The 21,389-nt window shown below is 61.3% G+C and carries 22 protein-coding genes; 9 read left to right on the forward strand and 13 right to left on the reverse strand.

The window, feature by feature from the left end; all coding sequences use genetic code 11:
* Positions 1–221 precede the first annotated feature (221 nt).
* From AQ621_RS14020 to AQ621_RS14055, 8 genes are all read right to left on the reverse strand, one after another.
* On the reverse strand, positions 222–1,031 hold the full coding sequence (locus tag AQ621_RS14020) for a thiazole synthase (RefSeq protein ID WP_022988423.1): 810 nt from the start codon (positions 1,029–1,031) through the stop codon (positions 222–224).
* Positions 1,032–1,089: 58 nt separating this feature from the next.
* Entirely contained in the window at positions 1,090–1,290 is a 201-nt protein-coding gene (gene thiS, locus AQ621_RS14025; RefSeq protein WP_036219231.1) for a sulfur carrier protein ThiS, read from the reverse strand.
* A 17-nt stretch (positions 1,291–1,307) separates the two neighbouring features.
* Complete coding sequence (locus tag AQ621_RS14030) at positions 1,308–1,706, reverse strand: DUF423 domain-containing protein (RefSeq protein WP_082641104.1); 399 nt, start codon at positions 1,704–1,706, stop codon at positions 1,308–1,310.
* Positions 1,693–2,496, reverse strand: a complete 804-nt coding sequence (locus AQ621_RS14035) for a symmetrical bis(5'-nucleosyl)-tetraphosphatase (RefSeq protein ID WP_058341935.1) — start codon at positions 2,494–2,496, stop codon at positions 1,693–1,695. The genes AQ621_RS14030 and AQ621_RS14035 overlap by 14 nt, the downstream gene beginning before the upstream one ends.
* Positions 2,489–3,319, reverse strand: a complete 831-nt coding sequence (rsmA, locus tag AQ621_RS14040; RefSeq protein WP_022988427.1) for a 16S rRNA (adenine(1518)-N(6)/adenine(1519)-N(6))-dimethyltransferase RsmA — start codon at positions 3,317–3,319, stop codon at positions 2,489–2,491. The genes AQ621_RS14035 and rsmA overlap by 8 nt, the downstream gene beginning before the upstream one ends.
* On the reverse strand, positions 3,316–4,326 hold the full coding sequence (pdxA, locus tag AQ621_RS14045) for a 4-hydroxythreonine-4-phosphate dehydrogenase PdxA (RefSeq protein ID WP_058341936.1): 1,011 nt from the start codon (positions 4,324–4,326) through the stop codon (positions 3,316–3,318). Before pdxA ends, rsmA begins: the two co-directional genes overlap by 4 nt.
* A complete protein-coding gene (locus AQ621_RS14050; protein WP_058341937.1) occupies positions 4,323–5,666 on the reverse strand; it encodes a peptidylprolyl isomerase in 1,344 nt (447 codons plus the stop codon). Before AQ621_RS14050 ends, pdxA begins: the two co-directional genes overlap by 4 nt.
* Positions 5,667–5,735: 69 nt before the next feature.
* Positions 5,736–8,057 carry an LPS-assembly protein LptD gene (locus AQ621_RS14055; RefSeq protein ID WP_082641151.1) on the reverse strand — a complete coding sequence of 774 codons (2,322 nt, stop codon included), beginning with the start codon at positions 8,055–8,057 and terminating at the stop codon, positions 5,736–5,738.
* A gap of 240 nt (positions 8,058–8,297) precedes the next feature.
* Here AQ621_RS14055 and AQ621_RS14060 point away from each other — a divergent pair, with 240 nt between their 5' ends.
* From AQ621_RS14060 to trpC, 8 genes are all read left to right on the forward strand, one after another.
* A complete protein-coding gene (locus AQ621_RS14060) occupies positions 8,298–9,344 on the forward strand; it encodes an aminoglycoside phosphotransferase family protein (protein WP_058341939.1) in 1,047 nt (348 codons plus the stop codon).
* Positions 9,341–10,015: an N-acetylmuramate alpha-1-phosphate uridylyltransferase MurU gene (gene murU, locus AQ621_RS14065; protein WP_058341940.1), complete on the forward strand. Its 675-nt coding sequence runs from the start codon at positions 9,341–9,343 to the stop codon at positions 10,013–10,015. Before AQ621_RS14060 ends, murU begins: the two co-directional genes overlap by 4 nt.
* 94 nt (positions 10,016–10,109) lie before the next feature.
* Entirely contained in the window at positions 10,110–10,796 is a 687-nt protein-coding gene (gene rpe, locus AQ621_RS14070; protein ID WP_022988433.1) for a ribulose-phosphate 3-epimerase, read from the forward strand.
* Positions 10,793–11,482: a phosphoglycolate phosphatase gene (locus AQ621_RS14075; protein ID WP_058341941.1), complete on the forward strand. Its 690-nt coding sequence runs from the start codon at positions 10,793–10,795 to the stop codon at positions 11,480–11,482. Before rpe ends, AQ621_RS14075 begins: the two co-directional genes overlap by 4 nt.
* Positions 11,483–11,718: 236 nt before the next feature.
* A complete protein-coding gene (gene trpE / locus AQ621_RS14080) occupies positions 11,719–13,206 on the forward strand; it encodes an anthranilate synthase component I (RefSeq protein WP_058341942.1) in 1,488 nt (495 codons plus the stop codon).
* Between the two features lie 16 nt (positions 13,207–13,222).
* Positions 13,223–13,801, forward strand: a complete 579-nt coding sequence (locus tag AQ621_RS14085; protein ID WP_022988436.1) for an aminodeoxychorismate/anthranilate synthase component II — start codon at positions 13,223–13,225, stop codon at positions 13,799–13,801.
* Between the two features lie 18 nt (positions 13,802–13,819).
* On the forward strand, positions 13,820–14,848 hold the full coding sequence (gene trpD, locus AQ621_RS14090) for an anthranilate phosphoribosyltransferase (protein WP_058341943.1): 1,029 nt from the start codon (positions 13,820–13,822) through the stop codon (positions 14,846–14,848).
* Positions 14,849–15,012: 164 nt separating this feature from the next.
* Positions 15,013–15,834, forward strand: a complete 822-nt coding sequence (gene trpC, locus AQ621_RS14095) for an indole-3-glycerol phosphate synthase TrpC (protein WP_058341944.1) — start codon at positions 15,013–15,015, stop codon at positions 15,832–15,834.
* A gap of 53 nt (positions 15,835–15,887) precedes the next feature.
* On the opposite strand, the gene AQ621_RS14100 is transcribed toward trpC, so the two are convergent.
* Entirely contained in the window at positions 15,888–16,499 is a 612-nt protein-coding gene (locus tag AQ621_RS14100; RefSeq protein ID WP_058341945.1) for a DUF4202 domain-containing protein, read from the reverse strand.
* A gap of 113 nt (positions 16,500–16,612) precedes the next feature.
* Here AQ621_RS14100 and AQ621_RS14105 point away from each other — a divergent pair, with 113 nt between their 5' ends.
* On the forward strand, positions 16,613–17,725 hold the full coding sequence (locus AQ621_RS14105; protein ID WP_058341946.1) for a GGDEF domain-containing protein: 1,113 nt from the start codon (positions 16,613–16,615) through the stop codon (positions 17,723–17,725).
* 1 nt (position 17,726) lies between these two features.
* On the opposite strand, the gene AQ621_RS14110 is transcribed toward AQ621_RS14105, so the two are convergent.
* The 4 genes from AQ621_RS14110 to AQ621_RS14125 form a co-directional block, all read right to left on the reverse strand.
* A complete protein-coding gene (locus AQ621_RS14110) occupies positions 17,727–18,344 on the reverse strand; it encodes a glutathione S-transferase family protein (RefSeq protein ID WP_058341947.1) in 618 nt (205 codons plus the stop codon).
* A gap of 77 nt (positions 18,345–18,421) precedes the next feature.
* Entirely contained in the window at positions 18,422–19,162 is a 741-nt protein-coding gene (locus AQ621_RS14115; RefSeq protein ID WP_058341948.1) for an alpha/beta fold hydrolase, read from the reverse strand.
* 1 nt (position 19,163) lies between these two features.
* Positions 19,164–20,264: a M14 family zinc carboxypeptidase gene (locus tag AQ621_RS14120; protein ID WP_058341949.1), complete on the reverse strand. Its 1,101-nt coding sequence runs from the start codon at positions 20,262–20,264 to the stop codon at positions 19,164–19,166.
* Positions 20,265–20,346: 82 nt separating this feature from the next.
* Complete coding sequence (locus AQ621_RS14125; protein WP_058341950.1) at positions 20,347–21,324, reverse strand: META domain-containing protein; 978 nt, start codon at positions 21,322–21,324, stop codon at positions 20,347–20,349.
* Positions 21,325–21,389 lie beyond the last annotated feature (65 nt).

Genomic DNA, 21,389 nt, shown 5'->3' on the forward strand with positions numbered 1-21,389 from the left:
CTCTGTTTTTTTGCCACAGAATCCACGAAAGGACACGGAAAAATGAAAAGATAAGGACTGTTTGGCCACGAAATCCACTAAAGAACACGAAACAAAAGTCAAAGACCTTTTGGTTTTTAATCAGTAATCTTTGTTCGTGTTTTTTAGTGGATTTCGTGGCAAAAAAGCTTTTCGTCTTTCCCTTCCGTGTTTTTCCGCGGATTCCGTGGCTAATTATTAAATCAGAAAAAGGTGCCGTCGATCGGCGACGACGCACTGGCGTACAGCTTCTTCGGCATACGTCCAGCAAGGTAGGCCTCGCGGCCGGCTTCGATGGCCAGGCGCATGGCGTTGGCCATTTTGATCGGGTCTTTGGCCTGGGCGATGGCGGTGTTCATCAGTACGCCGTCGCAGCCCAGCTCCATGGCGATGGTGGCGTCTGAGGCGGTGCCTACGCCCGCATCCACCAGCACCGGCACCTTCGCGTTCTCGACAATCAACCGGATGTTGTAGCGGTTCTGGATACCCAGGCCGGAGCCGATGGGAGCGCCCAGGGGCATGATGGCAACACAGCCCATTTCTTCCAGGCGCATGGCCAGCAGCGGGTCGTCGGAGCAGTACACCATTACCTTGAAGCCGTCTTTGATCAGCTCTTCGGCCGCTGCGAGGGTTTCCGGCATGTTGGGGTACAGGGTCTTGTGTTCGCCCAGCACTTCCAGCTTCACCAGGTCGTGGCCATCGAGCAGTTCCCGGGCCAGTTTGCAGGTGCGTACCGCGTCTTTGGCGGTGTAGCAGCCGGCCGTGTTCGGCAGGATGGTATAGGCATCCGGGGAAACCACGTCCAGCAGGTTGGGCTCGTCCGGATTCTGGCCGATGTTGGTTCGGCGTACTGCTACAGTCACAATCTCGGCACCGCTGGCTTCAATGGCGTGGCCGGTTTCCATCAGGTCGTGGTATTTGCCGGTGCCTACTAGCAAGCGGGACTGGTACACCTTGCCGGCAATTTCCAGGGGTTTGTCTTCGGGGAGCTGAATCTCTGGTGTGTCTGTCATAACCTGCCTGATTTCTGTCGAAATGAGAGTCGGGAGTGGTCGTTCGCAGCAAGGAGGATTAACCGCCTCCGATGGCGTGTACCACTTCCACACGATCACCTTCGCTGAGGGAAAAGTCCGGGTGCTGGCTGCGGGGTACGATGTCTTCGTTCACTTCCACCGCCACGCGTTTCCCGGCCAGTGCGAGTTGCTCAATCAAGGCGGCAATGGTGGCTCCGCTCGGGAGTTCCATGGCTTCGCCATTAACCTTTACCTGCATGGTTGTGATCACCTTTGTTATTTCTTCAGGGCTGCGATGGCCAACAGTGCCCAGCCCACCATGAAACACAGCCCGCCTACCGGAGTAACCGGCCCAAGCCAGTGGGTTCCTGTCAGCACCAGCAGGTACAGGCTGCCGCTGAACAGCAGGATGCCCACCAGCCAGAAGCCGCAGGCCACGGCCAGGAGTTTCCGGGGCAGGCCGAGTACCGGCATCACGCTGGCCACGACGAGGATCAGGGCGTGGTACATCTGATAGCTGACCGCGGTCTGGAACACTTCAAGGCCCCGTTCGCTCACCAGGTTACGCAAGCCGTGGGCACCGAAAGCGCCGGCCATCACCGCCAGCAAACCGGCAACAGCGCCGGCTACCAGCGCCCAGCGTACAATCCGGGTGTTGCTGTCAGCTGCAGTCACAGTGAATTTTCTCTCCGGTATCCAGGTTCATCATGGTCAGGGCACCGCCCCATACGCAGCCGGTGTCCAGGCCGATAAACCGTTCGCTGCCGGTTTTACCTTCCAGGGCCGCCCAGTGGCCGAACACCACGGTTACATCGTCTTTACGCGGGTAGGTAAACCAGGGTGCGAAACCTTCCGGGGCGTTGGCAGCCGCTTCCTTGGTGGCCAGTTCCAGGCTGCCATCCTGTGCAATAAAGCGCATACGGGTGAAGTAATTGGTGATCACCCGCCAGCGATCCATGCCGGTGAGGGTATCACACCAGCGTTCGGGCTGATTGCCATACATTTGGCTGAAGTATTCGCCAGCATTGTCGCCGCAGATCACCGTTTCCACTTCCCGGGCACAGGCCACGGCCTGTTCCACGTTCCAGATATGAGGCAGGCCGGCGTGGGCCATCAGCAGGTTGCGATCGGCATCGTGCACACACAGGTGTTGCTGGCGCAGCCAGTGAATCAGCCGCTCATGGTCCGGGGCTTCCAGAATGTCGTGCAGGGTGTCTTTCTTCTTCGGGCTGTGGCCACCGAGCGCTACCGCCAGCAGGTGCAGGTCATGGTTACCCAGCACCACCACCGCGGAACTGCCCAGGCTTTCGATGTAGCGCAGGGTTTCCAGCGAGGATGGCCCCCGGTTGATCAGGTCACCGGCCACCCAGAGCCGGTCCCGGGACGGTGAAAAATCCACCTTGGCCAACACATCCCGCAGGCGATCATAGCAACCCTGAATATCGCCGATGGCGTAGTCAGTCATTACTTACCTCGTTGTTCCCCGCCGGCGCAGCTCCGCTGTCCACCAGCAAATCCGCAATCTTTACATAGTCCGCCAGGCTCAGGTTTTCCGGGCGTAGTCCGTCGTTGATGCCGAGGGATTGCAACTGCTCCACCGTTACCATCGCCCCCAACGCCTTGCGCAGCGTTTTGCGGCGGGCATTGAAGGCGGTACGTACCACGGCCTGCAGGGTTTTCAGGTCTTTCGCCGGGTGTGGCAGTTCTTTGTGGGGCACCAGGCGGACAATGGCGGAATCCACCTTCGGGGCCGGGCGGAAGGCGCCGGGGCCGACTTCAAACAGCGGCTGCACCTTGCAGAAATACTGGGCCATGATGCCCAGCCGGCCATAGTTGTTGTCGCCGGGTACCGCCGCCAGCCGCTGGACCACTTCTTTCTGCAGCATGAAGTGCATGTCCTGCACCACGCCACTCTGCTCCAGCAGGTGGAAAATCAGCGGGGTGGAAATGTTGTACGGCAGGTTGCCGACAATGCGCAGGGGGCGGTCGGTCATCAGCTCACGAAAATCGAAGCTCAGGGCGTCGGCCTCGTGAATCTGAAATTCCGGGTAGTTGAAAAACTTGGTGCGCAGCACCGGGATCAGGTCCCGGTCCAGCTCCACTACCTGCAGGCGCGGATTGATCGCCAGGATCTCTTCGGTGATGGCGCCCAGGCCGGGGCCGATCTCGACAATGGCATCGTCCGGCTTGGGGTTGATGGAACGGACAATGCGTTCGATCACGCCCGGATCGTGCAGAAAGTTCTGGCCGAAGCGCTTGCGGGCCTGGTGGCCGTGTTTGTTACTCATGATGATTCTCCGGCCTGTGCGGCCTTGCGGCAGCGGGCCATATGCTCGCCCACCCGAATGGCGGTGTGCAGGCTGCCGGCGTCGGCCTTGCCGGTGCCGGCCAGGTCAAGCGCGGTGCCGTGGTCGACCGAGGTGCGGACAATGGGCAACCCGAGGGTGATGTTTACGGCACGGCCAAAGCCCTGGAATTTCAGCACCGGCAGGCCCTGGTCGTGGTACATGGCCAATACCGCATCGGCATTGTCCAGCCAGTGCGGAGTAAACAGGGTATCCGCCGGCAGCGGCCCGGTCAGCTGTGTGCCTTCGGCGCGCAACTGTTCCAGGGTTGGCTCGATCACCTCGATTTCTTCCCGGCCCAGGTGGCCGCCTTCCCCTGCGTGGGGGTTCAGGCCCGCCACCAGGATGCGCGGCTGCTCAATGCCGAAGAAGGTTTGCAGGTCGGCATTGAGAATACGGGTTACCTGGGTCAGGCGCTGCGGCGTGATGGCCGCCGATACGTTTTTCAGGGGTAAGTGGGTGGTTACCAGCGCCACCCGGAGTTCTTCCGTGGCCAGCATCATCACCACCCGTTCAACGCCACACAACTCCTGCAGGAATTCGGTGTGGCCGCTGAAGACAATGCCGGCTTCGTTGATCACGCCCTTGTGCACCGGCGCGGTGACCATGCCGTCAAAGTCGCCGTTCAGGCAGCCCCTGGCCGCAACGGTCAGGGTATCCAGCACATACTGGCTGTTGGCGGCATCCAGCTGCCCGGCTAGCGTTGACTGGCAACCATCCACATGCCGAACCGACAGGTGTCCGGCCCGGATTTCCGGCACCATGCCCGGTTGCCAGTCGTGAAGCTGGACCTCAAGGCCAAGCGCGCTGGCCCGGGCCTGTAACAACTCGCGACTGGCAATCACCACCAGCCCGGCGTCCCGGGCTTCGGTAGCCAGCTGCAGGCACAGTTCCGGGCCGATGCCGGCCGGCTCGCCCGCCGTCAGCGCCAGGATGACCGGTGTACTCATGACGGGTCTGCTTCCTCGCTTTGCGGGTTCATATCGGCGAACTCGCCCTTGAACTCCACGAAGGCTTCATCACGGACTTCCCGCAGCCAGTTCTGCAGTTCCTGCTCGAACTTGCGCTGATAGATGGCCTGGCGGGCCTGGGATTCGCGGGCCTCGGCGGTGACATCCTGCTTGCGACGTTCCTGAACCTGCAGAATATGCCAGCCGAACTGGGAGCGCACGGGGCCGTAGATTTCACCCACGTCGGCATCCAGCATGGCCTGCTCAAACTCGGGGACCATCTGGCCCGGGCTCACCCAATCCAGGTTGCCGCCATCGGAGCCGGATACCGGGTCGTCTGACAGCTCACGGGCCAGTTCGGCAAAGTCGGCACCGTCCTGCAACTGTCGGTAGATATCGCGGATCCGCTGCTCGGCCTGGGCCTCGGTCACCGCTGCCGACGGACGAACCAGGATGTGGCGAACCTTGTGCTGTTCGATAATCTGCTGCTGCTCGCCACCACGTTTGTCCATCACCATCACCAGGTGGAAGCCGCTGTTGTTCTCCAGCACGGCAGAGGGCACACCCGGCTCCAGGTCCGGCACCACCGGCGCCACCAGCGACGGCAGCTGGCTTTCAGAGCGCCAGCCCATATCACCACCCTCAAGGGCGTTGCTGGCGTCGGATTCGGCAACAGCCACTTCCCGGAAATCGCGGCCATCCAGGATCTGCTGGCGCAGGTTATCCGCCAGGTTACGGGCCTGGCGCACAGACGCCTCGTTACCCGGCTCGTCTACCTGGATAAAGATATAGGCCAGGCGGTATTCAGCACCATCGCTGCCGGCACCGGCCTGGGCTTGCAGGTAGTTTTCCACTTCGTTATCGGTAATGCGCACCCGGTTGCCCACCTGGCGCTGCTGCACCCGGCTGGTGAGCATCTCGTTGCGGATCTGCTCCCGCGCCTGCTGGTAGGTCACACCTTCTTCCGCCAGCTGGCTTTCGAACTGGGCCATGGTCATACCATTGCTGCGGGCGATGCTGGCCAGGGTTTCGTTCAGTTCGTTATCGCTGATGCGCATGCCCATCTTGTCCGCCATCTGCAGCTGGACGGATTCAGCAATCAGCTGCTCCAGTACCCGCCGCTCCAGCATCTGGCGTGGTGGCAGGCCGGTACCCTGGGCGCTCAGCCGGCCTACAATGGTGTTCACCCGGGCTTCCAGCTGGGTCTGCAGGATGACATCGTCGTCGACAATGGCGACCACCCTGTCCAGCAGCTTGCGTTCAGCCTGTACCGCCAACGATATGGTCATCATGGCCATGGTCAGCAGCAGGGTCAGTCCGTGGCGTACAGTCGCCTTCATAGTCACCTCTTGGTTTGTGCATTCCGGGTCGTCAGCCAGGCAAGGCCCGGCTGACGGTATTGGTTCGTTTTAGCGGCGCTGAGTTCCGAAACGGCGGCGCTCGCGCTCGTCATAGCCGTAGATGGCATCGGCAATGTTGTCAGATGCTCCGCCACTGCCGCCCAGGCCTTTCAGCTCGATCCGGAACAGCAGGCGGGTATCCAGTTCTTCATCGTCGGTCAGGTAGTTCTGGTGCACTACCTGCACACTCCAGCAGCAGTTGTTGTATTCCAGTCCGGCCAGGGTACCCACGGTACGGTCCAGTTCCGAATCCCACACCCAGCGGCCGATAGCACTGACCCGGTTGGTGACCGGGAACACGGCACCTACATCGGTCTGTTCAATGTCATCGGGCCGGCTGTAGGTATGGCCCAGCGTTGCCAGGTACCGGTAATCCTCGGAATGGAAAATCAGCTGGCTGCGGCCTTCCTCGGTTCTCTGGGTGTCATGGTCCCACAGGCCGGAGCTGCGGATTTCCAGGTTATCAATCGGGTTCAGCACCAGCTCACCGGCCAGCGGCGAGTTACTTCGGTCGGAGGCACCCTGCCCGAACAGGCTCACTTCCCGGTCATCAAAATAGCGCACCTGGCCAATACTGACCCGGGCCCGCTCGGCGCCGGTCAGCAGGTCGTTGAAGCGACTGGTCAGGGCCACGGTCAGCTGGTTGGCATCCCCCACCCGGTCACCGCCGGTGAAGCGGTCACGCTGGAACAGCTGGTCGAATCGGAAGCTTTTCAGGCCGGTGTCAAAATCCGGGATGTCGTTCTGGTCGGCCTCGGCATCGGCCCAGGCGTAATAAAGCCGGGGCTCCAGGGTCTGGTTATAGGGAATATCGAACAGGCTGGAGCGGCGGTCAAAGTACAGGCCGTTGTCCCACTCGAACACCGGCACCGTGCGATCAAAACTGCTGTTGCCGAGTGTGTAGTCTTCCAGGTCGTAGCGGGTGTAATCCAGGCTCACCGACGGCCGGCTGAAGCCCCAGAGCGCGCGCATGGGCAGGGCTAGTTCAGGAATCGCCCGCACCCGCTGGCCATTGGCCCGGTTCAGGCCGGTCAGGTTTTCGTTATCCCGATAGAACCAGGAGTACTGGCTTTCGATGCCCGCCTCGAAGGCCCCCACCTCGGTGGTTCCGGCATACAGCACTTCCGGCAACAGGTTATAGGGTTTGTTGACGTCGGCAATACGTTCGGCAATGGTCTGGTAGCCATTCAGGTAGGCATCAAAATACTGGTTCTGGTCGGAATAACGTACACCGCCGCGACGCTGCAGGTGAGTCGCCTGGTCAATTTCCAGGGAGCGGTTCAGGTCGCTCAGGTAGTCTTCGTCAGACACCACCGAGAAATCACCGTAACCACTCCAGCCACCACCGAAGGCTGCCCGGGTCGATAGATCCAGGGCCCAGCGCTGGCCGTCTGCGCCCGGATTCTCGTCTTTGTAGTAGGAATCGTCATCGATGTAGCCCAGCTGCAGCACCGACTCCCCGAACCGGCTCAGATACCGGCCTTCCAGTTCGGTAAACAGGCCCCGGCCATGAATGTACTGAGGCGTGAGCGTGGCGTCGTAGTGGGGCGCCAGGTTCAGGTAATAGGGCAAGGCCAGGAAGGCGCCGCTACCGGCACTGGACGAGCCGAACTGCGGGTACAGAAAACCGGTCTTGCGGCGGTCATCAATGGGGAAACTGATGTAGGGCCAGTAGAACACCGGGGCATCCAGCACCTCAAGGCGCACATGCCTGGCGGTGCCAAAGCCTTCAGCCTGGTCCAGCTCGATATCCGAGGCAACGATGGCCCAATCGTTCTGGCCCGGGCCGCAGGTGGTCAGCAGGCCATCGGTAATCAGCACCTGGTTTTCACCAATGCGCGACAGGGACGATGCCTCGCCGCGCATCTCGGATTCGTGCAGCAGGAAGGTGGCGGTGTTGATATCCAGCTGACCGCTTTCGGTGGAGTAGCGGGCGTCTTTACCGGTCAGCAGGAAGCCTTCGCCCCGGCTCACCAGAGGCCCCTGCAGGTTCAGGCTTCCGGAGCGGGTGTCGTATCGTGCCTCCGAGCCGGAGGCCTGGAAGCTGCCCTGGCGCAGCCTTACTTCCCCCTGCAGGTACAGCTCCGCATCCAGCTCGTAGCGGGCACTGAGCGCACTGGCCTCCAGAGGTGCCTCGGTCTCACCGGCCGGCAACACTGGCATGGCGCCGCCGGCGGTGCCGGAAGGCAGGTAACCGCCATCGCAGAAGACCGGCAAACCAGCCTGTACTTCAGCCGGTAATTGGCTGCGGGGCCGCCAGTCGATCTCGGCCGCACTCGGCGCCTGCTTGCCGGCATCCTGGGCCAGGCCTGCTGCCGGCACCAGGGCCATCGCCAGCAAAAGCCCGCCGCAACGGGGCTTGAACCATAACAGGTGACGGTAACGGCTGGGCACGACGGCAATATTCCTGTTCCGGATAAATGGCGACTGACACTAAAAACAGCTGCCTAGTTTACACGCGCCCCCCGGGGTTGTTAACGGAAACCCCGCTGCAAATCCGTTTTACCCTCTTTATACTCCTCTGCTAACGTTCCCGGACACCAAAGACAACTCAGGACGCACCCGACAACCATGGATACCCGCCTGCAACTGCTGACCGACTGGGTCAGGCAAATTCCCGGTTTCAACAGCGCCAGCCCGGAACCGGTTTCCGGTGACGCCAGTTTCCGCCGTTACTTCCGGGTTTGGCGGGAAACGCCGGGCCAGCCCCGAACAGCGTTTATTGTCATGGATGCCCCGCCGGCACAAGAAGACTGCCGGCCCTTCGTCGCCATTGCCGAACACTGGCACCGCCACGGCGTGCATGTACCGGCCATCGAGGCCCAGGACCTGCAACAGGGGCTGTTGCTGCTGGAAGATTTCGGTGATCGGCTGATGCTGGCAGAACTGGACGGCGACAGCGCCGACACCCTGTACCGCCAGGCGCTGGACGAGCTGGTGCGAATCGGGCAAATGCCACCGCCCACGAATTATCCGTTGCCGGCCTATGATGACGCCCTGCTGGACCGGGAGATGGCCCTGTTTCCGGACTGGCTGCTGGAACAGCACCTGGAGCTGAAGCTGGACAACCAGGACCGGGCTTTGCTGGAAACCGCCTTCGGCCTGCTGAAAGAAAGCGCCCTGGCCCAGCCGGAAGTGATCGTGCACCGCGACTACCACTCCCGCAACCTGCTGATCCGCGCGGGCCAGATCGCCCCCGGGGTGATCGACTTCCAGGATGCCGTGACCGGCCCGGTAACCTACGATGCGGTCTCCTTGCTGAAAGACTGCTACGTGCGTTGGCCGGAAGCCGATATCGCTAACTGGCTGGAACATTATCGCCAGGTTAGCCTGGACGCCGGGCTGCACCGGGCCGACGCCGACACCTTCCGGCAGTGGTTTGAGCTGATGGGCATGCAACGGCACCTGAAAGCCGCCGGCATCTTTGCCCGGCTGGCCATCCGGGACGGAAAGGCCGGCTACTTGGCCGACATTCCCAGAACCGTCAGCTACATCCGCGACGCCAGCGCCCGCCAGCCGGCCTTCCGGCACTTCCACGAATGGCTGTGCGAGGTGGTGATTCCCGCCATCGAAGAGCGCATTGGTCCGTTGCCGGCTGCGGAGGCCCGCCAGCCGTGAAAGCGATGATTCTGGCGGCAGGCAAAGGCGAGCGCATGCGCCCGCTGACCCTCACCACTCCGAAACCCCTGCTCGAAGCCGGCGGCAAACCGCTGATTGCCTACCACCTGGAAAACCTGCACCGGGCCGGCTTTCGCGACGTGGTCATCAACCACGCCTGGCTCGGGCAACAGATCGAACAGGCCCTGGACACCGGCGAGGCATTCGGCCTCACGATCCGTTATTCACCGGAAGGCGAACCACTGGAAACCGCCGGCGGCATTGTCCGCGCCCTGCGCCTGCTGACCGGCGGCGGGGAAGACTGGTTCCTGGTGATCAACGGCGACATCTGGACAGACTTCCCACTGGCCGAACTGCAACCGCCCGCCACTCCGGATTGCGATGCGCTGCTGGTCGTCACCGACAACCCGGCTCACCATCCTGACGGCGACTTCGCCCTGCAACAGGACGGCACCCTGGCCAGCGAAGGCACGGACAAACTTACCTTCACCGGCATCAGCCTGCTGCACCGGCGGCTGTTTACCGGACTGGACGACAACGCCGGCAAACTGGGGCCTGTGCTTCGCCGCGCCATGGTGGCCGGGCGGGTGCGGGGCCTGCACCATCGCGGCCAGTGGATGGACATAGGTACTCCTGAGCGATTAGCAGAACTGGATCGCAAATTGCGCTGATATCCGTAGCACCCGCGCTGCGAAAAGCCGCGCCAAGCTGGTAGACTTGCCCCATTCCATTCAGCCGACGAATCACCTGATCGAGAGAGCCACGATGAACCCCTATCTGATTGCGCCGTCCATCCTCTCCGCCAACTTTGCCCGGCTGGGCGAAGAAGTTGATAACGTACTTGCCGCCGGCGCCGATGTGGTGCACTTCGATGTCATGGACAACCACTACGTGCCCAACCTGACCATCGGCCCCATGGTGTGCGAAGCCCTGCGCAAGCACGGCGTAACCGCCCCCATCGACGTGCACCTGATGGTATCGCCGGTAGACGACCTGATCCGCATGTTCATCGACGCCGGCGCCAGCTACATCACCTTTCACCCGGAGGCGAGCAAGCACATTGACCGCTCCCTGCAACTGATCCGCGACGGCGGCTGCAAGGCCGGCCTGGTGTTCAACCCGGCCACGCCCCTGAGCTACATGGATTACGTGATGGACAAGCTCGACATGGTGCTGCTGATGTCGGTGAACCCGGGCTTTGGTGGCCAGAAGTTCATCCCCGGCACCCTGGACAAACTCCGGGAAGCCCGCAAGAAAATTGATGCCAGCAACTACAACATCCGGCTGGAAATCGACGGCGGCGTGAAGACCGACAACATCCGGGAAATCGCCGAAGCCGGCGCCGACACCTTCGTGGCCGGTTCCGCCATTTTCAACACGCCGGATTACAAAGCCACCATCGATGCCATGCGCGCCGAGCTGGAACAGGCCCGCAAGGTGATTGGCGGATGAGCCTGAAAGGTCTGTTCAACCCCCGCTGGCCCGGCGTTGCCCTGTTCGACCTGGACGGCACCCTGGTAGACAGCGCGCCAGACCTGGCCGCGGCGGTCGACCAGATGCTGGAACACCTGGGCCGCAAGCCCGCCGGTCTGGAGAAAGTGCGCAACTGGGTCGGCAACGGTGCCGGCATCCTGGTGCGCCGGGCCCTGGCTGACAAAACCGACTGGGAACCCGCGGCACTGAAAGACGAAATCCTTTACAACGACGCGCTGGAAATCTTCTACCACGCCTACGGCCAGATTAACGGCCGCAATGCCGTCGTGTTCGACGGCGTAACCGAGTGCCTGAACCACCTGCGCAGCCTGCGCTGCAAAATGGCCGTGGTGACCAACAAGCCGGACCGATTCGTGGCCCCGCTGCTGAACAAGACCGGGCTGGACCAGTACTTCCGGATCTGGGTGGGCGGCGATACCCTGGAAGTGAAGAAACCGGACCCGGCACCGCTGCTCTACGCCATGGAACAACTGGGCGGCACCCGGGGCACCACCGTGATGGTGGGTGACTCCGCCGCAGACGTTAACGCCGCCCAGGCCGCCGGCATTCCCTGCGTGGCCGTGCGCTATGGTTACAACTTCGGGGGCTCGGTAAACAGCCTCGGTGCCGACGCGGTTGTTGATTCGCTGGCCCAGCTTTTGTAATCTCGCAAGGACGTTTTACTTTGAACACATCATTTCGGGAGATTCCTGCCGTGCAGGGACTGAATCTGACTGCAGCGCGAGGCATCCTGACAACCCGCGCAACACGATGGTGGCGATGGCGCACCGGCTGAGCAAGCCACGGGGCTGATGGCACACGCCTGCATGCCCGCACCACCTGTCACAACGGTGTAACACCGTTCTGACAAAACGCAGATCAGATTTCAGGAAACCGAACCATGACACCCGAGCAATTCCGCGAGCTCGCTGAAGCCGGCTATAACCGCATCCCTGTGTACCGCGAAGTACTGGCGGACCTGGACACTCCCCTCAGCACCTATCTGAAACTGGCCAGCGGGCCCTATTCCTACCTGTTCGAATCAGTACAGGGCGGCGAAAAATGGGGCCGCTACTCCATTATCGGCCTGCCCAGCCAGGAAGTGCTGAAAGTCTTTGATCACCGCATTGAAGTAAGCCGTAACGGCGAAGTGGTCGAGCAGGCGGAAGTGGACGACCCGCTGGCCTTCGTCGATGAATACCAGCAGCGTTTCAACGCCCCGGACCTGCCCGAACTGCCCCGCTTCAACGGCGGCCTGGTGGGCTATTTCGGCTACGACACCGTGCGCTACATCGAAAAGCGCCTGCGCAACAGCTGCCCGCCCGACAAGATCGGCACCCCGGATATCCTGCTGATGGTGTCCAACGAAATCGTGGTGTTCGACAACCTGCGCGGCAAACTGCACCTGATTGTGCATGCGGACCCATCCGCCACGGACGCCTACGAGCACGCCCAGGCCCGCATCGACGAACTGGAAAACCAGCTGCACCGGCAGACCGCCAACGCGCCCCGCACCCCGGAACACCTGCGCGGCAAGATGATCAGCGAAAGCGATTTCCTGTCCGGCTTCAGCCAGGAAAAATTTGAAGCGGCGGTGAACAAGATCAAGGGTTATGTGCTTGACGGCGACGTGATGCAGACCGTCATTTCCCAGCGCATGTCGATCCCGTTCGAGGCACCGCCCCTGAACCTGTACCGCTCGCTGCGGGTACTGAACCCATCGCCGTACATGTACTTCCTCGACCTGGGCGACTTCCACATTGTTGGTTCCTCGCCGGAAATCCTGGCCCGGGTAGAAGACGAAGAAGTGACGGTGCGCCCGATCGCCGGCACCCGCAAGCGCGGCGCTACCGAGGCCGAAGACAAGGCGCTGGAAAACGAACTGCTGGCCGACCCGAAAGAAATCGCCGAGCACCTGATGCTGATCGACCTGGGCCGCAACGACGCCGGCCGCGTCTCGGAAACCGGCACCGTCAAGCTCACCGACAAGATGATCGTCGAGCGCTATTCCCACGTGATGCACATTGTCTCCAACGTCACCGGTCGCCTGAAACAGGGCACCAGCTGCCTCGATGTGCTGCGCGCGACCCTGCCCGCCGGCACCCTGAGTGGCGCCCCGAAAATCCGGGCCATGGAAATCATCGACGAGCTGGAGCCGGTGAAGCGCGGCGTTTACGGCGGCGCCGTGGGCTACCTGTCGTTTAACGGCAACATGGACACCGCCATCGCCATCCGCACTGCCGTGATCAAGGACAATACCCTGCACATCCAGGCCGGCGCCGGCGTGGTGGCAGACTCCATTCCCCGCCTCGAATGGAAAGAAACCATGAACAAGGGCCGGGCCATCTTCAAGGCTGTGGCCATGACCTACAACGACTACGACCACTGAGGCGGAGGAACAGATTATGTTGCTGATGATCGATAACTACGATTCCTTCACCTACAACGTGGTGCAGTACCTGGCCGAGCTGGGTGCCGATGTGCAGGTGTACCGCAACGATGAAATCACCATCGAGCAGATCGAGGCCCTGAAGCCCGAGCGGCTGGTAATTTCTCCGGGCCCCTGCACGCCGAATGAAGCCGGCATTTCCATGGAGGCGATCCGCCACTTTGCCGGCAAGCTGCCGATCCTGGGCATTTGCCTGGGCCACCAGTCTATCGGCCAGGTGTTCGGGGGTGACATCATTCGCGCCGGCCAGGTCATGCACGGCAAGGTTTCCCCGGTGTACCACAAAGACACTGGCGTGTTCCGGGGTCTGAACAATCCGCTGCAGGCAACCCGTTACCACAGCCTGGTAATCGACAAGGACACCCTGCCCGAGTGCCTGGAAATTACCGCCTGGACCCGCAACGACGACGGCTCCGTAGAAGAAATCATGGGCGTGCGCCACAAGACCCTGCCCATCGAGGGCGTGCAGTTCCACCCCGAGTCGATCATGACCGAGCAGGGCCACGAACTGCTGCGCAACTTCCTGAGAACATAACAAGAGGCCGACGACCCCATGGACATGAAACAAGCACTGAACCGCATCGCCTCCAACCTGGACCTGTCCCGGGACGAAATGAAGGATGTGATGCGCATCGTGATGAACGGCGAAGCCACCGACGCCCAGATCGGTGCCTTCCTGATGGGCCTGCGTCTGAAGAGCGAAACCATCGACGAAATCACCGGCGCCACCGAAGTGATGCGCGAACTGGCCACCAAGGTGGAAATCAACGCCAGCCCGCTGGTGGATATCGTGGGCACCGGGGGCGATGGCGCCAACCTGTTCAACGTCTCCTCGGCATCCGCCTTTGTAGTGGCCGCCGCCGGCGGTTATGTGGCCAAGCACGGTAACCGCGGCGTGTCCTCCAAAAGCGGCAGCGCCGACCTGATCGAAAAGGCCGGCATCAATCTGGACATGAAACCGGAAGAAGTGGCCCGCTGCGTGGAGCAGATCGGCGTCGGCTTCATGTTTGCGCCGGCCCACCATGGCGCCATGAAACACGCTATCGGCCCGCGCCGGGAGCTGGGCTGCCGGACCATCTTCAATATCCTTGGCCCGATGACCAATCCGGCCGGCGTCACTCGCCAGCTGATCGGCGTGTTCACCAGGGAACTGTGCCGCCCGATGGCAGAAGTGATGCAGCGCCTGGGCGCAGAACACATCATGGTGGTCTGCTCGAAGGATGGCCTGGATGAAATCAGTCTGGCCACCGTTACCCATGTTGCAGAGCTGAAGGATGGCGAAATCAACGAGTACGACCTGACGCCTGAAGACCTGGGCATCAAGAGCCAGTCGCTGGTGGGCCTGACGGTAGACGGTGCTGACGAATCGCTGGCATTAATCAAAGCCGCCTTCGGCCGCAGCCATGACGAAACCACCGAGAAAGCCCGCGACATGATCGCGCTGAACGCCGGCGCGGCCATTTATGTCGCCGGCCTGGCCAAGACCGCTAAAGAAGGCGTCGACATGGCACTGGATGCCATGGGTTCCGGTTTAGCTGCTGGCAAGATGTCGGAACTGGCTGACTTTTCTCAGTGCTTTTAATCCCGGCCTGTTGAATTCGGTGCCGGACGACCGGCTGGGGAGGGGCGTTCCAAAACACGCCCACAAGTACATCCCTGTAGGGCTTGACTGCAGCCATCCCTGGCTGCAGACAGTTTTGGAACGCCCCTCCCCAGCCGCTCTCGCAAACTATTTACGGGCCTGCTATGACTGACAGACATTTGGATAAGACTCCCACCATCCTGCGTAAAATCGTTAACCGGAAATGGGAAGAAATTGACGAGCGCAAGCACAGGGTTTCGATTGCAGACCTGAAGGCCATGGCCGGCGATCAAGCTCCAGCGCGTGGATTCGCCAATGCCCTGCGCACCCGCATCGAAGCGCAGCGGCCAGCGGTCATTGCTGAAATCAAGAAGGCGTCACCCAGCAAAGGCATCCTTCGCGATCCCTTCGAACCGGAACGTATTGCCGAGAGCTACGAACAAGGCGGCGCAGCCTGCTTGTCAGTGCTTACCGACCACGATTTCTTCCAGGGCCACGAAGACTACCTGAAAGCCGCCCGAGCCGCCTGCAGCCTGCCGGTGATCCGCAAGGACTTCATGGTGGCGCCCTACCAGGTGTATGAAAGCCGCGCTATTGGTGCCGACTGCATCCTGCTGATTGCCGCGTGCCTGACCAAGGACCAGATGCAGGAACTGGAAGGCATCGCCCATGAAATCGGGCTGGATGTGCTGGTGGAAGTGCATGATGGCGAGGAGCTGGACGATGCGCTGACCCTGAGCACGCCGCTGGTGGGTATCAACAACCGGAACCTGCACAACTTTGAGGTCTCTCTGGAAACAACCTTTGAACTGCACCACCGTATTGCAGATGACCGACTGACGATTACCGAAAGCGGCATCATGACCCGCGCCGATGTGGAAGCCATGACCAGCCGGGGCATTTACGGGTTCCTGGTGGGGGAATCATTTATGCGGGCGCCGGAACCCGGGCAGAAATTGCAGGAGCTTTTCTTCCCGGAGGGCTAACCTCACAGTCAGAACAGGCTGGCGGGTACCTTCTGCCAGCCTGTGCATCCTGATCAGCTCTCAGGCTCAGCCAAGGCCTCCTGCAGCAATTCCAGCAGATGCGCGGGCATGCCTTCCGCCAGTTTAAGCGCGGCTTCGTGGGCCCGGGGGCTCATTTTGTCCCAGGTGCGGCGCACGATGCGCAGCCACTTTTCCTTGTCGAAATCCGGATTGTCTTCAAAGAACCCGGCAAAGTACCGTTCCAGAAACACCATGCAGGCCACGTCTTCCAGCAACTGGGTATCTTCGTCTTCCCGAAGCTTGCGCTTGGTGATGATCGTCTCTACCCGCTCGCATTCTTCCTGCGGATAGCCGCTTTCGGCCATAATCTCCGCCGCCCGGCGGCCGTGCATCCGGCCACAGGCCAGGCGCCATTGATAATAGTTCTTGCGGCCCTCACCATAGTCGCTCCGGGGCATGGTCCAGCGTTCCAGGTGCTGGGCCCGGCAGGCAATCTGCATGCGTTCTGAGGGTTCTGGTTCCAGCGCGAACAGCCAGCGGGTCATGTGCAGGCTGTAGGCGTATTCCCTGGGCAGTTGCTGGCCATCAACCACTTCCAGGTTTGGATCCGCCTGGTTAGCCTGGTCAATACCATTCAGCGTTTTCTGCAATCGTTCTTGCGGCATAGCTTGCTCGTCCTGTTAAACCCCGAAAGAGGTACGCCATTTACCTTATGGCGTATCCTCGCAATTTAGTTGTACATTGCAATATCCGGCTATCCTGCTCAAGGAGCGTATTTTTGCCCCACAATCCCGCCGTTGTTCCACCCAAGTGGCAGCCCGCCTTCGACGCCTACCGTGAACGGATGGAATCCGGCATGGCTTATGGCAGTGCGTGGCTATTGCTGGTGACGGTCTCACTGTATCACCTGTCACATACCTATTTTCACCGCCACACTGCAGATCTTGGATATACCGAGCTGCTGCTGAGGTTACCACTGATTGCGGCTATCTTGCTGACGCTGGCAGCCCACTGGATCAATATTCCCCAATGGCCGGCCCGCTATTTCCTGAGACTGATGGGGCTGGCGCTGGGCGGACTGGCGTTGTCCCTGCTGTTTCTGTTCGCCCGCTATGAGCCCATTATGGTCACCCAGGTTTCCGATGCCATGACCATCGCCTTTTTCGGCGCCACGGTACTCGGGCTGCGAAGTTTCAAGGAATGGCTTTTCATCGTGGCCCTGCCGGTCACGCTGTTCATGATAGCAGCCCTTTGGGCGGGCCTGCCGATGCTCACCATATTGGCGGTGTTTATTGCCCCCGGCCTGCTGATGTTTGTGACCTGCGTACTGATGGCCTTTGTCCGGAAGGTGGCGACCGAAGGCTTCCTGGCCCGGCAACAGCTCCAGGAAATGGCAACAACCGACTCCCTGACCGGCCTGCTCAACCGCCGGGCGTTCATGCCCTTGTTGCGCCAGGAACAGGTCAGGGCCCAGCGCTCGGAGCAGCCGTTCAGTGTGATCCTCGCCGATCTGGACAAGTTCAAGGTGGTTAATGATACCTGGGGCCACGAGGCCGGAGACGACGTGCTGCGCCAGGCTGCGGCACGGCTGAAGTCAGCTTTGCGCCAACAGGATGTCCTGTGTCGCTGGGGCGGTGAGGAATTTCTGATTCTGTTACCGGAAACAGATGCTCCCGGCGCCCTGAATGTGGCCGAGAAGTGCCGAAAGCAATTGCAAGGCTGCCCGATGGATATGAGCGGCACCACTCACACCCAGACTATCAGCCTGGGCGTTGCGTGTTTCGATGGGATTGAGTCGGTGGAACTGCTGGTCAGCCGGGCTGATGAGGCGCTTTACCAGGCCAAGGAAAACGGCCGGAACCGGGCCGAGCTGGCCCGGCCCGACCGGTAACTCAGGCCTGGGCCGAAGGCCGGGCCTTGATGCGGTCGAACCAGGCCTGCAGGTTGGCCTGCTCCGGCTTGATACGGATATTCACCACCCGGGCGAAGGCGACGGTGGTGAAGGCATTGATGTCGGCCGCGGTAAAGCGGTCGCAGCAAATATAGTCCTTGCCTTCCAGGTGCGTGTTCAGGAAGTGCATGAACTTTTCCACGCCCTGCCCGCATTCTTCGCCCCACTCTTTAATGGGCGTCATCCGGTCCTTGAAGTAGCCGGTGGTGTGCTGGAAGCACATGCCCGTGGGCATGAAGAAATAGAACTCCAGCCAGCGCAGCCACTGCTCTACCAGGGCTTTCTCGGCGGCAGTCTCGCCCATCAGTTTCGGGGCATCGGGGTAGGCTTCTTCAAAATAGCGACAGATGGCCATGGTTTCGGCAATGCAGGTGCCGTCGTCCAGTTCCATCACCGGGACTTTCTTCATGGGGTTTCGGGCCACGAATTCCGGCGTCAGGTTTTCGCCTTTCTGGATATCTATCTCAATAAATTCCGCCTTGTCCAGCAGGCCTTTCTCGGCCATGAACATGCGCACGCGGCGGGGGTTGGGGGCAGTCCGGGTTTCGAAAATCTTCATCTTGTTATTGGCTCCCTGGCAGAAAAACGGGCTTTGAATACAGCAGGTTGACCGGAAAAAACAGTTGCGTCAAGAAACTATCGGGTGCCGGGCATCCAGTCAGCCATTTGCCGGATTACCCACTCCGGCTCATCCAGCGGCAGGTCGTGGCCGGCATCCGGGTGCAGCTTCAGGGTCCAGCACCAGCGCCGTTCCAGTTCGGCACTGCAGTGCCAGCTGGCAATCCGGTCGCCCTTGCTGGCCAGTATCAGGGCATCGGCCATCGGGCGCTTTTCCAGGGGTTTGAAACGGGCAGCCGCCAGCAGCTGGTTGCGGGCGTTGGTGAACGAAACCGGGCGCTGGCGCTGGATGCTGTACCAGGCCTTGCACAGGCTCAGGGGAATATCCCGGTTGGAGGTCAGGCGCAGGATGTCCCGTTCCCGATGGAACAGTTCACAGCGAGCCAGTAAACGCAGGATCTTCGGCCAGGCCGCCGGCTGCATTCGCTGCCAGGGCCGGCTGAAACCGGAACTGGTGTTGATCAGCACCAGGTGCTGCAATTCGCCGGGCTCGGCATGCTGGGCCCAGTCCAGGGCCACCATGCCGCCCATAGACAACGCCAGGATGCTGAACGGCCGGGGAATATGGCTAACCTGCCGGCACACCTGCTCGCGAATAGCACGCACTGTGGCCGGGCTGGCTTCCCGGTAATGGATGCCCGTGCCGGGCAGGTCCACCAGGTGGAAATGCTGGTCCGGAAAGGCCGCACGCAAACGCTCGGGAAAGTCGCCCCAGTGTGCCCGTTCCCGGGTAAGACCCCGCAGGAGGATCCAGTGCATGTTATCGGTTATCCCTGTACCAGTGCATGATGGCGGCTTCCCTGAGCATGGACTCTTCATCGCCCTCGGGCAACCAGTTCTGGTAACTGCTGGCCGCATTCACCAGGAAGTCCATCCAGCTCAGGTGGCTGCGCAACACCCTCTGATGGCGGTGGGGTACCAGCGGGTTGAATAACCCGTCCAGCCGAAGCAACTGGCGCGGGCGCTTGCGCACCCACTTCCAGGAGCCCATTTCCAGGGTCAGGGGCAGGAACACCCCGTCACTGCTGCGGTTGACCTGCTTGTAGAAGTAATCCCACAGGTCACCGTGGGTCAGGTAGTGGGCCGACTGGGGTTCGAAACGATAGTGGTGATTGGGATAAGCCTGTTCCCAGATCAGCTTGAGGGCCATCACCGACCCGATACGGCGCATGGGCCGGCGGCGATAGGCGTAGGGAAACCAGATCTGATCCTGCCAGCCAAATCCGGAATGGCAGTCCAGCGCCACGCTGAAGGGCCGGCCCGGCAGCAGGTCCTGAATCACAGATTCCAGTGCCAGGTTCTCCGGCTCCATGCCCTGCTCCGGATCGCCGGTATACCAGGGCAGGCGGGATGAAAGGCGCTGGCCGCCCAGCAGGAAGGCGCTCTGGTCCTGGGCGGTAATCGGCGCGTTGCGCATCAGGTCGACGCCGTTGGGATTGCCCCGCTGGTTCAGGTACATACCGCCGGGGTTCAGGATCGGCAGCAGAGTGATGCGGACTTTCTCCAGCAAGGCGTTCAGGTGGTCATCCCAACCGAGCCGGGCCAGGAACGAATCGAGCCAGGCCATCACCACCTGGCTGCCAATGCGCTCTAAGCCGTGAACTCCGCCGACAATCAGCACCGCCGGCACATCGTCCCGGGTAGAACCCAGGTCCACCCGGTAGATGGGCAAGTGCAGATCCCGCACGGCAACCTCGCCGGCGACGGTGGTGGTGACCTGTTCGGGGGCTTCGGCCAGCTGCCGCTCCAGCTGCACCAGCTCCGGCAGGAAACTGCGCAACAGGCGCTTCTGGTTGCGGTCGCGGCCGGCCTGTTGTTCGGGAATGGCACTGTGGGGGGTGAGGGCCCGCAATTCGGTCATGGCTGGTCTCTCTGCAGCATCGACCTGTCAGGGTAGACGGCAAATGCTGCAGAAATTTGACCGGGCGGGACGGGGAAGAGAGTTAAAGGTTGTCGGTCGTCGCCGGGAACGCCCTGATCACCTCACCGTTGCCGGTTTCCAGCAGCAATTCACCCTGGCGACCGATGCGGCCATCCACCACCTGCCCCAGCAATTCCAGGTACTTGCGCTCCTGGTTCATCAGCGACGGCGCGCAGGCCATCATGGTGCTGCCCAGGGTACTGAACGACAATCCATCATCACTCAAACGGTAGTTGCCCATAAACCGGTTGCAGGATGCACGCCCGGCTACCCGGCCATTGCCCAGGAACTGCAGGGTAACCATGGAGCGGTCGATCAGCCCGGCACCGGCCAGGTCTTCTACCACCCACTGCACACCCCGGAACAGCCGCTCCCGGTCGCCGCCACAGCCTTCAAAGCTGTTGCCGTCCAGGGTCAGCCGGATCTGGGACGGATACTGGCGCTTGTCCAGGCCCACTTCACACAGCTGGTGTGCCACCCGCACTTCCAGCGACTGCGCTTCGGTTTTCGCTTCAAACGTCCGGCCGTGGCGATTGGCCAGGGTTTCGGTCAGCCAGATCTCGTTCAGTGCTTGCTGCTGGTACGGCGGGGTCAGGGTCATCCGGTTGTTCTCGATCAGCGCCGACCAGTCCGGGTCGGCACCGATGGCCTCAAACCGGGATTCTATCGCGCCCGGTTCCAGGCATTCCGGCAGCACATCACCCTTGAGTGTCAGCGTTGCCCGCTTGCCTTCGGCCAGGAAGCGGGTGGAGGTATCGCCCGGAGCCACGTAGAGGGCACCAGTGTCGGTGGGGGACGGTTTCAGCAATACGCGGCGGCCCAGATACTCAAGGCCCAGAAGCTGGCCGTCTTCAGCCGGGGCAACCCGGATATCCAGCTGGCCGCAGCGATAACTGCCATAGTCCGACAGGGCCAGGTTTTTGGGTTGGGAAGCGCAGGCTGCCAGTACAAGGCTGCAGCCGGCAAGAATGGTCAGCGAAAAAATTCGTCCCTTAAACATCACAACATCCTATTTTGGTCCAGACTCCGGGGCGCTAGTTTAGAGATTCCTGGCCAGTTTCACCA

The organism is Marinobacter sp. P4B1, assembly GCF_001447135.1.
Taxonomy (GTDB): Bacteria; Pseudomonadota; Gammaproteobacteria; order Pseudomonadales; family Oleiphilaceae; genus Marinobacter; species Marinobacter vinifirmus.